This is a genomic window from Leptolyngbya sp. NIES-2104 (genome assembly GCF_001485215.1).
GTDB lineage: Bacteria > Cyanobacteriota > Cyanobacteriia > Leptolyngbyales > Leptolyngbyaceae > Leptolyngbya.
Genome location: NZ_BBWW01000001.1, coordinates 4,949,468 through 4,961,127 on the forward strand (window position 1 = coordinate 4,949,468; position 11,660 = coordinate 4,961,127).

General features: G+C 46.8%; 13 protein-coding genes. 8 read left to right on the forward strand and 5 right to left on the reverse strand.

Translation table 11 applies throughout. The features are described from left to right. Positions 1-14 precede the first annotated feature (14 nt). The 5 genes from NIES2104_RS23820 to bioF are packed head-to-tail and all read left to right on the forward strand — an operon-like array spanning position 15 to position 2,826. Positions 15-245, forward strand: a complete 231-nt coding sequence (locus NIES2104_RS23820) for a hypothetical protein (RefSeq protein ID WP_263971024.1) — start codon at positions 15-17, stop codon at positions 243-245. 22 nt (positions 246-267) lie between these two features. Beyond that, entirely contained in the window at positions 268-1,107 is an 840-nt protein-coding gene (locus NIES2104_RS23825) for an alpha/beta hydrolase (RefSeq protein WP_059002047.1), read from the forward strand. Then, entirely contained in the window at positions 1,104-1,451 is a 348-nt protein-coding gene (locus NIES2104_RS23830) for a DUF1823 family protein (protein WP_059000722.1), read from the forward strand. Before NIES2104_RS23825 ends, NIES2104_RS23830 begins: the two co-directional genes overlap by 4 nt. A 12-nt stretch (positions 1,452-1,463) precedes the next feature. Further along, positions 1,464-1,679, forward strand: coding sequence for a hypothetical protein (locus NIES2104_RS23835; RefSeq protein WP_059000723.1), 216 nt, complete (start codon positions 1,464-1,466; stop codon positions 1,677-1,679). After that, on the forward strand, positions 1,669-2,826 hold the full coding sequence (bioF, locus tag NIES2104_RS23840; protein ID WP_059000724.1) for an 8-amino-7-oxononanoate synthase: 1,158 nt from the start codon (positions 1,669-1,671) through the stop codon (positions 2,824-2,826). Before NIES2104_RS23835 ends, bioF begins: the two co-directional genes overlap by 11 nt. Here the strand turns inward: bioF and NIES2104_RS23845 are convergent. The 5 genes from NIES2104_RS23845 to NIES2104_RS23865 form a co-directional block, all read right to left on the reverse strand. Further along, positions 2,796-4,289: a gluconokinase gene (locus NIES2104_RS23845; RefSeq protein ID WP_059000725.1), complete on the reverse strand. Its 1,494-nt coding sequence runs from the start codon at positions 4,287-4,289 to the stop codon at positions 2,796-2,798. The two genes, bioF and NIES2104_RS23845, sit on opposite strands and share 31 nt — an antisense overlap. A gap of 60 nt (positions 4,290-4,349) precedes the next feature. After that, positions 4,350-5,138 (reverse strand): superoxide dismutase, encoded by a 789-nt coding sequence (locus NIES2104_RS23850; protein WP_059000726.1) that lies wholly within the window; start codon positions 5,136-5,138, stop codon positions 4,350-4,352. Between the two features lie 468 nt (positions 5,139-5,606). After that, positions 5,607-5,996, reverse strand: a complete 390-nt coding sequence (locus NIES2104_RS23855; RefSeq protein WP_059000727.1) for a DUF2267 domain-containing protein — start codon at positions 5,994-5,996, stop codon at positions 5,607-5,609. A 76-nt stretch (positions 5,997-6,072) separates the two neighbouring features. Beyond that, complete coding sequence (locus tag NIES2104_RS23860; RefSeq protein WP_059000728.1) at positions 6,073-7,248, reverse strand: hypothetical protein; 1,176 nt, start codon at positions 7,246-7,248, stop codon at positions 6,073-6,075. 16 nt (positions 7,249-7,264) lie between these two features. After that, positions 7,265-7,462, reverse strand: a complete 198-nt coding sequence (locus NIES2104_RS23865) for a hypothetical protein (RefSeq protein WP_059000729.1) — start codon at positions 7,460-7,462, stop codon at positions 7,265-7,267. A gap of 177 nt (positions 7,463-7,639) precedes the next feature. Between NIES2104_RS23865 and NIES2104_RS23870 the strand changes: the two genes are divergently transcribed. The 3 genes from NIES2104_RS23870 to NIES2104_RS23880 all read left to right on the forward strand — a co-directional run bounded on the left by NIES2104_RS23870 (position 7,640) and on the right by NIES2104_RS23880 (position 11,627). Then, entirely contained in the window at positions 7,640-8,875 is a 1,236-nt protein-coding gene (locus NIES2104_RS23870) for an alpha/beta fold hydrolase (protein ID WP_263971025.1), read from the forward strand. Positions 8,876-8,934: 59 nt separating this feature from the next. Further along, positions 8,935-10,746: an aspartate kinase gene (locus NIES2104_RS23875; protein ID WP_059000730.1), complete on the forward strand. Its 1,812-nt coding sequence runs from the start codon at positions 8,935-8,937 to the stop codon at positions 10,744-10,746. A gap of 545 nt (positions 10,747-11,291) precedes the next feature. Continuing rightward, positions 11,292-11,627 carry a hypothetical protein gene (locus NIES2104_RS23880; protein ID WP_059000731.1) on the forward strand — a complete coding sequence of 112 codons (336 nt, stop codon included), beginning with the start codon at positions 11,292-11,294 and terminating at the stop codon, positions 11,625-11,627. Positions 11,628-11,660: the final 33 nt, after the last annotated feature.

Here is an 11,660-nt window from a genome sequence, read left to right on the forward strand (position 1 = left end):
TTGTCGATCGAGTCGTGGCATTACTACCTGGAGGATACTTCGTGGAAATCCAAGAGCTAAAGGCTTTAATTAAAGAAAGTGTTCGAGAAGTCATCCGAGAAGAAAGACTGAGCTTATGTCAGGCTCTAATTCCCTATGTGAGTGACGAAGAGCAGCAAGAAATTGAAGCAGAGTTTGGTTTGCCCGACGATGATGAAGATGAATGGGTTCATCGAATTGGTGCAAGAGGGGATATATACAAGTAATCTAATGTTATTGTCTCTTGCAATGAAAACGAAGTGGCTTTGGAACGGGTTGACGAGCGGATTGAAAATTTACGCGATCGTATGTTTCGTTCTCTTTCTCATTCAGTCCCGCTTTATTCTCTTCCCGAACCGAACCGTTTACAAAACACCGCTAGATCTCGGTTTGCCTGCTCAAGAAGTGTGGGTTCCGGTGAAAAACTGGCTCGGTAAAACGGAGCGCATTCATGGCTGGTGGCTTCCGGGTCGCGATCCAAAGTTAGGCACAGTCCTTTATTTTCATGGCAATGGTGGAACGCTGGGCGGGGTTGACCAGATGGATCGGATTCACAAGCTCGGATTCTCAGTGTTAGTCATTAGCTATCGAGGATACGGTAAAAGTGAAGGCGGATTTCCCTCAGAATCGCAGGTGTACGAAGATGCTCAGGCGGCTTGGAACTATCTAACAAAAGATCGTAAAATTCCACCGGATCAAATCACGATTTATGGCTATTCGATCGGAGGCGCGATCGCGATCGATTTAGCGGCGAAACATCCCGACGCGAGAGCGCTGATTGTTCAAAGCTCGTTTACATCGATGACAGAAATGGCATTGTTACAAAAGCAGTTTCGATTGTTTCCGATCGAACTCATTTTGACTCAGCGATTTAACTCGATCGACAAAGTGCGATCGCTAAAAATGCCCGTCATGTACTTCCACGGGGATGCAGATGAAATTGTTCCAGCCCGCATGAGTCAAGCGTTATACGATGCCAGCCCGAACCCGAAACAATTATTATTTATTCGAGGCGCGAATCACAACGACGCAGAATTTACAATTGAACACTTGGAAGCGATTCGGAAATTTGTGCAACAAAATCCATGAGTGATTTACCACCACTAAACACCGCCACGATTTGGGCAATTCTCAAAGATACGATCGACGACACCACCGCGAATCGTCTAGTGTGTCACCACCTCGGTTATGACGATGGAACCGTTGACCCGCAATGGTTAGAAGCGTATCCTGAACCACCGAATTTTATTGAAAGTCGTCCTGCGGTCGTGAAATTAACGCGATCAATTCCGCCTGAAAATAAGCAACTCCTGAAAGAGCAGCTTGGATTTGGTGGCTATACGATCGATGAACTGGTGCCCCGAAAAACTCGACGTGCAACAATGGCGAACTGGTTGCTAAGCTACATGCAGCAGAATCAAATTCCACTTTAGGAGACGGATATTATGGGAATCGAACGCCGAATGTCGAGAGCGATGTTTCTCCCTGCTGAAACGGTTCAACTGCGTCAAGTGTGCTTTACGCCTGGGAAAGTCTATCAACCTGGTCGATACATTGCAGGCGAACTGCCCGATGTTGCATTTGAAATGGGTTTAGTGGATAAATTGCCTCCAGTACGCGGTAAGAGTGCAGAAATTCGTGAGCAACCGGATGAAGAATGATCCTTATGCTTGGATAGAACAATCGTTAAGCGCAATCGATCGGGCTGGCTGGCATCGATCCGTTAAAACCATCGATCGTCCGGGTGCAGTGATTCAGATTGCTGATCGTACTTACTTGAATTTTGCAAGTAATGACTATCTAGGACTAGCAACAGACGATCGATTAATCAATGCTGCCATCGAAGCCACTCGGCAATATGGTACAGGCAGCACAGGATCACGCTTGCTCACGGGACACAGACCTTTACACCGAGCATTAGAAACCGCGATCGCACAATTAAAACAAACCGAAGATGCGATCGTGTTTAGTTCCGGATATCTAGCAAATTTAGGCGCGATCGCTGCATTAGTGGGAAAACGCGACTTAATCTTATCGGATCAATACAATCATTCCAGCTTGAGAAATGGTGCGATTGTCAGCGGTGCAACGATTTTGGAATATCGGCATTGTGATATTGCAGATCTACAGACTAAGTTAGAACAACAGCGATCGCACTTTCAAAGATGTTTGATTTTGACCGACACTGTGTTTAGTATGGATGGTGATCTCTGTCCACTGCCTGAGATTTTAGAGTTAGCCGATCGATTTGAGTGCATGGTGCTGGTTGATGAAGCTCATGCGACTGGAGTATTGGGTGCGACAGGTGCGGGATGTGTCGAACACTTCGGCTGTACAGGGCAGGCGATTGTGCAGATGGGAACTTTGAGCAAAGCATTAGGTAGCTTAGGTGGGTATGTTGCTGGATCGGCTGCGTTGATTGATTATTTGAGAAATCGTGCTCCGAGTTGGATTTATACAACGGGATTATCTCCGGCTGATACGGCTGCGGCATTGTGTGCGATCGAGCTAACTCAAACAGAACCGGAACGTCGATCGCGACTTTGGCACAATGTTGCTTATCTCAAATCCAAGCTATCAGACTTCGCATTGTTACCTTCAGAATCTCCAATTCTCTGTTGGCAGTTACCTGATGTTCAAACTGCGCTACAAACTGCACAGTCATTACAGAATCAAGGAATTTTTGCGCCTGCGATTCGTCCTCCGACTGTTCCGACTAGTCGAATTCGGATGACGGTGATGGCAACGCATACAGAAGAATCACTCGATCGCTTAATTCAATCTCTCGAAAACTCTGGCTCTAACTGATAGTAAAGTCGTTGATAGCGCTCAAATAGCTTGTGATACTGCTCAGAAAATTGCAGATTAGGAACATGTCGATCGCGAATCCGAATCATCGATCGAACCTTTTCTAATTGATCAATTTCCTTCATGGCATACATCGCTAACACAGCCGCCCCAAATCCACTCGCTTCAAACACCTCCGGAACAAGCACTTCGATGCCAAATAGATCAGCCATCATTTGCAACGAGATCGCCGATCGAGCAAATCCCCCCGATGCCAAAATCGTCTGGTTTGCTTCAGTTAAGTCACTCAATACCGTTGTGATACTGTAAGCCGCGAATAGAATCCCTTCTAGCACAGCGCGAATAAAATGCGATCGCTCATGTCGCATCGATACCCCGAAAAACACTCCTCGTGCATCTGCATTCCAATAAGGCGCACGTTCTCCAGAAAGAAACGGTAAAAATAATAGTCCTTCGGCTCCCGGTGGAATCGATGCAGCAAGTTCGATTAAGCGATCGTAAGCATCAGATTCTTTACTTTCAGGCAGTCCGAACTGATCACGAAACCAGCGTAAAACAATTCCACCATTGTTCGATGCGCCGCCGATCAGCCATTGATCTTCAGTGATAGCATAGCAAAATGTTCTCGCTTGCGGGTCAGTCATTGGTTCAGAAACAATTTTGCGAACCGCGCTACTAGTTCCGATCGTAATGGCAACTTGATCAGATGCGATCGCGCCTACTCCAATATTTGCTAATACACCATCACTTGCACCTATCACGACTGGAACATCTGGATCAAGTCCCATCATTTCGGCATATTGCGCTTTCATTCCTCTTAAAATGTGCGTTGACGGCACAATCTCGCTTAATTGATCGGCTCGAATCTGCGTGAGTTCTAGAGCGTTCTTATCCCAAGCTAACGTTCTGATATTAAATAATCCAGTCGCAGAAGCGATCGAGTAATCTACGACATAGTGTTCAAACCATTGATAGAGGACATACTCTTTAATTGAAATGAACTTAGCAGCATTACGAAAAAGTTCAGGTTCACAGTCTCGCATCCAAAGCAACTTTGTCAGCGGAGACATCGGATGCAAGGGTGTTCCAGTATTTTGATAGATAGAAATTCCGTTTGAGCTTTGCTTTAATGCTTCAGCCTGTTTGATACTGCGAGTATCTGCCCAAGTGATACTCTGTGTTAACGGCAGATGATCAGCACCCATCACAATCAAACTATGCATTGCAGAACCACATCCCACCGCAGCAATGTCACGACTCGATAACTTTGCTTGCTGGATTACTTCTTGTACCGACTCCAGCACAGCAGTAAAAATAACAGTCGGATCTTGTTGCGCGAATCGAGGGTGAGGAGAAAGTAACGGATACTCTCGACTTGCAATGCTCTTGACTTCGCCTGTTGATGAAACCGCGATCGCTTTTGTGCTAGTCGTACCGATATCAATTCCTAGATAGTAGTTCATCACGTTTCGCGAAATTTGAGCAGTCCGACCAAGTTCGATCGGACTTTCATTTTCTCATGCTTAACTGCTTTGCTGCGAAGCCTGGAGGCGACGATTAATTTCACTCCAGTTCACAACATTCCACCAGTTATTGAGATAGTCCGCCCGACGATTTCGGTAGCGCAAATAGTAGGCATGTTCCCAAACATCATTTCCCATGATTGGATAACTGCCTTCACTGATCGGATTGTCTTGATTCGCAGTAGAAACGATTTGCAGTTGTCCTTGAGGATTTCGCACAAGCCACACCCAACCGCTACCAAACCGATCGCTGCCTGCTTGATTAAATTGCTTGCGGAAGCTCTCAAAGTTGCCAAACGTTTGATTGATCACTTGTGCGATCGCGCCTGTCGGTTGTCCTCCGCCATTCGGACTCATAATTTGCCAGAAAATCGTGTGATTCAAATGCCCGCCCGCATTGTTCCGCACTTTCTGACGGATGTTCTCTGGCACTGCATTGAGATCACGCAACATTGCTTCAATGCTCAATTTCTGTAAATTCGGCTGATCCTTCAAAGCACTATTGAGGTTATCTACATAGCTTTTGTGATGTCGATCGTGGTGAAGTTGCATTGTTTCCGCATCGATCGCTTTACTCAAAGCATTTGCGGGATAAGGCAAGGGAGGCAATTGAGCAGGTGAAGCACTGAGTGTCCGATCGACATAAGCAACCGGACGATCTGCAACCGGAGATGGAGTTGGACTGGGAGTTTGAGATACCGCTGTTTCATTCGGTTGACAAGCAATCATCAAACAACCGAGCAAAAATGCGGTTGCGAATGCGATCGGGCGCTTTAAAGATCTCACCATATTAAGAGAACAAAATGTCAATTTTCAAAGTAATTGTCGCTAAAAAATCTATCGATCGAATCTAACTTGCGCTAGAGGTAATAACGATTCATACAAAAACCCTGCCTTAATTGAAGTCAAAGCAGGGTGATTTGCGAATCGCTAAATTAGGCTAACGTTTGAGAAGTGTTGTTTCCTGCGTCAGTCCGCCCCGAATTCCATTCCTATCGTGTGTACACAAGTCGATTGATCGGTCATCGCCGAAATCTTTCGCCCCCTAAATCCCCCACGAGTGGGGGACTAAGAGTAGAGCAGATTACTCCAGTTAAAAGAATTGCTTCAATTCAAAGTCCCCCAGAATGGGGGATTTAGGGGGCAGAAGCCGCCTAAAACGAGGCGATTCAGACTTGTGTATATACAATAGAAGTTCCATTCCGGGACGGGTAAGCAACGAAGCAAAGAGACGGATCAAACTCGCGTTAACTCTAACTATCGTTGTGCGACTTCTACAAACAGTTCATCATAGTCCTTAGCAAAATTCACCCGGACATCTGCGAACTCTCCAGGGCTAACCGCTTGACTCAGAACCGTCATTACTGTTCTTGCATAGGTCGCCGCTGCTTCAATATCAACGCCTCCTCTGTTAGCAACACGAGTGTAGAACTCTTCAATCTTGAAGTTGTCGCCCATTTGTCCTTCGCGTCCGCGTAGACAGTCTGCTAATTCTGCTGGAAGTTGCGCCGCTAAGTTACTGGCTTCATCACCCAGTAGTCTTTCGCGCACTGTTTCCAACACAGCTTTCGTGGCTTTGATCGCAGAATCGCGATCGCTAAATTGTCCCGAATCCTTTACTGATTTAATAAATTGATCGTAGTTCATGGTCTGGCTCCCAAAGATGTACTGTCTTTAATGGTCGTAAGTTTGTCAAAAGATGAATCTACTTTTTGGTTGAAGTTTAGTAGCGGAAGACGGCTGCGATCGGAGCTGAAGATGGCATTCGATCGGGTTCAACTGCATACACAGTTCCACCGTTGAGAATCGTTTGCAGTGCGGCTGCATCTAACAAGTCTTCATCTTCCGGTTGAGCTTCGTTATGAATCTCAATTTCATTCGTATCGGGGTTGAATCTGCCCCACCGCTGAACCCCGACCGGAACAAATAGCTGATCAATCCGCCCGTAGTAGGCGGCTGGAACCGTTTCTTCGACCTTGGTTGAAATCAAATCGGTGCTTGACAGTTCGTGATAGTTATTCACGGCTCTTTCTTGCTCTTGAGCAAACAAAGGTTCAACGATCGACCAAGCTTGCTCGTGCAAAAAGCCTAAACTATCATCTTTCACATTTCCGTGAATGCCTTCCTCTACAAGCTTCGGATAGGTATTCGCTTCCCGATAGATCGGCATCAGATAATCGACACAAGCGAGAATCAAAGGCGCACGTTTTCCGTTTAAGAACCCGTGCAAAGCTTCATCGATCGCATGGAAAAATTGACTGTAATCCTTTTTCACATCATCGCGATCGGGTGCGCCTTGACCGTGAAAAACACCCGTTCCACTCGATGAGTTATTCGGGTTTGATGCACCGCTAGACGTGCCAATGCGGAACTGTCCTTGCTGCTCGCTTTCGTCATATTGCAAGACATCATCCATGTTCTTTGGTAAGCCTGGAACATGAACTTCTCGCATGTGATCGCGATCGCCTTCAAACAGCTTGACCAGTTTCTGACTCAGTTCTAGAACATAGAATGTTCCATCGCCGTTCAGCAAAGGTAACAATGGCTTGAGGTGAAATTGATCGGTAACAACGACTAATTCAAATAGGTCACGCGGAACTTTGTAATAGCGATAAAACCCATCAGTGACAAACAGAGCAAAACCGCGATCTTGTTGTTGCCAAAACTCTTCTTGATTGTCGATCGCTTCTAAAGCCGGACGCAAAAACTCATTCGCTTCGTCTTCTGAAAGTCCAGTCTCTTGAAGCTTTTGAATCGCTTGTCGAGTCAGATTCTTAAATCGAATTTCATTTTGTCGGGTTTCAGCACCCGCTACTATGGTCGGCATGTAGATCGAAATACTCCAGCTTTTCGGCTGTTCGATCAATGCCTTTACTGTTTCAACTGTTAAAATGCTCACGAAAACCTCCAAGGAACTAGGATTGCTTCTGATCGTTTTCCGTTGGTGCTTCGGTGGGTCGCTCAAATGCAGCCTCATTAACCGGAGTGAGATCTTGATCGTCGCGGGTATAATCCGCTTCGGTTGGCGTATCGCCGGGATTCGGATCAATTTCGCCGTTCTGATTCGTATTTGGTTTTGTGGTGCTGGTTCTGTGACTGTTTGACTTCGCCATGATGTTTTCTCTAATACGGTGTACCTCTATTCAACTAACGTTCTGATAAGCGAAATCCATCAAAAGAATGGTCAATGTAAACTTTCGTATCTACCTCTAAGGTATGTTTCAAAGAAGCGAGACACCCCCATCTACAGAGGGTAATTTTACCGATCGCATTGCACAGTAGAGGGAGTAATGAAGCCACCCGTTCCCATGATGCAGCCGCAATTTCCAAGACAACAATTTCACCTGTTTGTGGATCAGTTCAAGATTGACCTATGGGAGTTTGGCAATTTAGCTTGGGTGTTTGCCATTGTCGATCGAACATTGACCGCGTTCAGAAATGGTCTTCCAAATGCGGTGGATTTAGTTGAAATCTTTGTAGTAGCACTCCTAGCATTTGGGTGGGTGCTACTCAGTCCCAACTCGGAAACAATGGTGTTGAACCTCTACGATCGCTTTCAGCCCGTTTTTTCATTCACTCCTGCAAGCCCGATACCCCCGTCGATCGAACGACTACAGCGATTCGGCTATCAGCAAGCTTTATCCTGGCGCGGTTGGAAGGTTCATCACACCGTTTTTCCAAATCCGAGAAGCGAAGTTCCCATCATTTTTGTGCATGGGTTTGGTGGCTCGATCGGACATTGGCGGCAGAACATGTCAGTGTTATCGAAGCATCACAGTGTATATGCGATCGATCTACTTGGATTTGGCGCATCCGAAAAGCCAGATATTCACTATTCGATCGATCTTTGGACTGAGCAGCTTTATGAGTTTTGGCAGTCTTGTGTCGGTAAGCCTGTGATTTTGGTGGGAAACTCGATCGGGTCACTGATTTGTGCGGTGACTGCTGCAAAACATCCTGAAATGGTGCGGGGCGTGGTGATGATTAGCTTACCGGATACTGCCAGTCATCAGGAAATGATTCCAGCTAGACTTCGCCCGATCGTGCAAGCGATCCAAGATGTTTTTACCTCGCGCTGGCTGCTGTATCCGTTGTTTTTCTTGCTGCGTCATCCTCGGATTGTTCGTCACTGGGCATCGTTTGCATATGCCGGTCAAGAAGCGATTACCGATGAACTGTTAGAAATCCTGTCAAAACCTGCACAAGAACGGGGATCAGCGCGTGCGTTCTGCGCGATTCTCAAAGCGATGACCCATCCGAAATTTAGTCCGAGTGTGCGATCGATTCTCAGCCATATTCGCACTCCAGTGTTATTGCTCTGGGGCAAGCAAGACCGAATGATTCCGCCTGATTCTGCGCGGCAATTTCTGAAATACAATCCAAATCTGAAGCTCATCGAGCTAGAAGATGCGGGACACTGCGCTCATGATGAATGTCCAGAACGAGTCAATGCTGAACTAATCAACTGGATTCGCTCTGAAATTATTCAATCATCTTCACGTCCTAGAGTCCTCTTACCCTCATAGAAGCTGTAAAATCAAATTTGATCTTTGGGTTCAGGTGAACCGATGTTGGGAGCGGGGAAATGGCGCTAATCGTTCAGAAATATGGGGGAACTTCGGTCGGTACGGTCGAACGCATTCAGGCAGTAGCACAACGAGTCAAGAAAACCGTAGAAGCCGGAAATTGCGTTGTAGTCGTGGTGTCTGCAATGGGAAAAACGACCGATGGACTCGTGAAACTGGCAACTGAGATTTCTCCAAGTCCGAATCGGCGCGAGATGGATATGCTGCTTTCAACGGGTGAACAAGTGTCGATCGCGCTTCTGAGTATGGCACTCCAAGAAGCCGGACAGCCTGCGATTTCTCTAACAGGCGCTCAAGTTGGAATTATTACCGAATCGCATCATACTCGCGCTCGAATTTTGAAGATTGAAACCGATCGCATGGAGCGACATTTACAGCGCGGTGAAGTCGTCGTTGTAGCTGGATTTCAAGGCGTAAACAGCACCGAAGATTGGGATATTACCACACTCGGACGCGGTGGATCGGATACGTCAGCGGTCGCATTGGCGGCAGCATTAAAAGCGGATTTCTGCGAAATTTACACGGATGTTCCTGGTATTCTCACGGCTGATCCTCGTTTGGTCGAAGATGCTCAACTAATGAGCGAGATTACCTGTGATGAAATGTTAGAGCTTGCGAGTTTGGGCGCGAAAGTGCTGCATCCGCGTGCAGTCGAGATTGCGCGAAACTATGGAATGCCGCTCGTAGTGCGATCGAGCTGGACGGATGATCCTGGTACTTGGGTGCGATCGCCCAAACGCCAACCCCGACCACTCGAAGGCTTAGAAATTGCACGTCCAGTCGATGCTGTCGAATTTGATACTGATCAAGCCAAAGTTGCATTATTACGAGTTCCCGATCATCCAGGTGTTGCCGCTCGATTATTCGGTGAGATTGCCTCGCAAAAACTCGATGTTGATTTGATTATCCAGTCGATTCACGAAGGCAATTCTAATGACATTGCCTTTACCGTTGTTAAAAATTCTCTCACTCGTGCAGAAGCAGTTGCAAATGCAATCATTCCAGCATTGACCGCTGGACATTCGATTTCGCCTGAACTGGCTCCCGATGTGATGATTCAGCAAAAGATCGCGAAGGTGACGATCGCAGGTGCAGGCATGATCGGTCGTCCCGGTGTAGCGGCTCAAATGTTTTCAACCTTGGCGGATGCGGGCATCAATATTCAAATGATCTCGACTTCGGAAGTGAAAGTGAGCTGTGTGGTCGATGAAGTAGACTGCGATCGTGCGATTGCAACTCTGTGTGAAGCCTTTGAGGTTTCCCAATCGGGCATGAAAACGCAAGATGCGATCGCGCCAACTGCCGTTGCGGTTCGGGGGGTGGCGCTGGATCTCAAACAAGCGCGAGTGGCAGTCCGTCACATTCCCGATCGACCGGGGATGGCGGCGAAAATTTTCCAACTGCTGGCAAGTCACAATATCAGCGTCGATATGATTATTCAGTCGCAGCGTTGCCGGATGATTGATGGTGTGATGACGCGGGATATTGCCTTTACGGTGGCGCAAATGGACGCAGAAGGAGCAAGACAGGCTTTGGAAGCAGCGCGATCGGACATTGGATACGGTGAAGTTGTGGTCGATAGTGCGATCGCAAAAGTGAGTATTGTCGGTTCTGGAATGGTCGGACAGCCTGGGATCGCGGCTCGGATGTTTGAGGCGCTATTTAAGAAGGAGATTAATATTCAGATGATTGCGACCTCTGAGATTAAGGTCAGTTGTGTAGTGGCAGAAGATCAAGGTGTGATGGCACTTCAGGCGATTCATGCTGCTTTTGAACTGGCGGGAACTCAGCGAATTCAGGTTTCTGCGTAGCAGGATGCTGTTTCAGAGGATGTTTGAAAAGTTGTCGTTCGGTGCAATGTTCCGCCCTGAAATGAATTTCGGGCTAATCGGCGCAAGTCCTTTGAAATGGACTAAGAATCTGAAACTGGCTCCCAGTCTACTTCAGTAGACTTTCCACGATTAGCCCGAAATTCATTTCAGGGCGGGAGGCAACCGAAGCGAAGAAACTTTTTATACTTTTCAAACACCCTCTCACACCAATTCGAGCATTTAATGCAACAGATCGAACGATCATCGTTCCACCGCAAAATCCCTGTAGAGACGCGATTAGGAGCTTCGCTGCACCTTCGGTGTTCGCATCTCTACGTCGTCGGGTAAACGCGAAATCCGTCGGGTTGATTGCATCGCTATCACACCAGATTTCTGTCTTTAGTTAGAAAGTATTGCAATTAGCTTTACTATTCTTAATCATAAGGTTACTGTTTGTAAACAAGTCTCAGAATCCTCTGTCTGCGTTTTGGCTTTCATACTCACCCAGTTGATTCTGATACCCAAGCAAACCCTAATTTACGAGAATGATGAAAGTTAAGCAATTCGCTCCCGTGTTTGTCGCTCTAGTCAGTTGTCTTCTCTTCTTCGTCATTAATCTTGCTGCGCCTCGGAGTGCTGCAAGTTCTCCTCAAACGCATTACCTGATCAAGCCTTTACACGCCGATCGAGTCCTTTATGTGCAACCTCGATTAGCACTCGGCAATCTAGCACCCGACTCGCTCATGAGTGCATTAGACGAAATCTCACAGCAGTACACTGTTAAAGGCTCCAGATTGTACACTCGGCATGTCAATGGTCGGGAGATTCCTGGAATGTTGGTGTTTACTGAACCGATGATCGCTCAGGTTGCAGAAGAGTAAGTAACACCCAACTGATTTGATATCAAATGACGT

Bases quoted from the DNA above. Each gene is read 5' to 3' on its own strand.
- NIES2104_RS23875 (WP_059000730.1), top strand. From the start codon at position 8,935: ATGGCGCTAATCGTTCAGAAATATGGGGGAACTTCGGTCGGTACGGTC.
- NIES2104_RS23865 (WP_059000729.1), bottom strand. From the start codon at position 7,462: ATGGCGAAGTCAAACAGTCACAGAACCAGCACCACAAAACCAAATACG.
- NIES2104_RS23880 (WP_059000731.1), top strand. From the start codon at position 11,292: ATGATGAAAGTTAAGCAATTCGCTCCCGTGTTTGTCGCTCTAGTCAGT.
- NIES2104_RS23850 (WP_059000726.1), bottom strand. From the start codon at position 5,138: ATGGTGAGATCTTTAAAGCGCCCGATCGCATTCGCAACCGCATTTTTG.
- NIES2104_RS23845 (WP_059000725.1), bottom strand. From the start codon at position 4,289: ATGAACTACTATCTAGGAATTGATATCGGTACGACTAGCACAAAAGCG.
- NIES2104_RS23855 (WP_059000727.1), bottom strand. From the start codon at position 5,996: ATGAACTACGATCAATTTATTAAATCAGTAAAGGATTCGGGACAATTT.
- NIES2104_RS23825 (WP_059002047.1), top strand. From the start codon at position 268: ATGAAAACGAAGTGGCTTTGGAACGGGTTGACGAGCGGATTGAAAATT.
- NIES2104_RS23870 (WP_263971025.1), top strand. From the start codon at position 7,640: ATGAAGCCACCCGTTCCCATGATGCAGCCGCAATTTCCAAGACAACAA.
- NIES2104_RS23830 (WP_059000722.1), top strand. From the start codon at position 1,104: ATGAGTGATTTACCACCACTAAACACCGCCACGATTTGGGCAATTCTC.
- bioF (WP_059000724.1), top strand. From the start codon at position 1,669: ATGAAGAATGATCCTTATGCTTGGATAGAACAATCGTTAAGCGCAATC.
- NIES2104_RS23835 (WP_059000723.1), top strand. From the start codon at position 1,464: ATGGGAATCGAACGCCGAATGTCGAGAGCGATGTTTCTCCCTGCTGAA.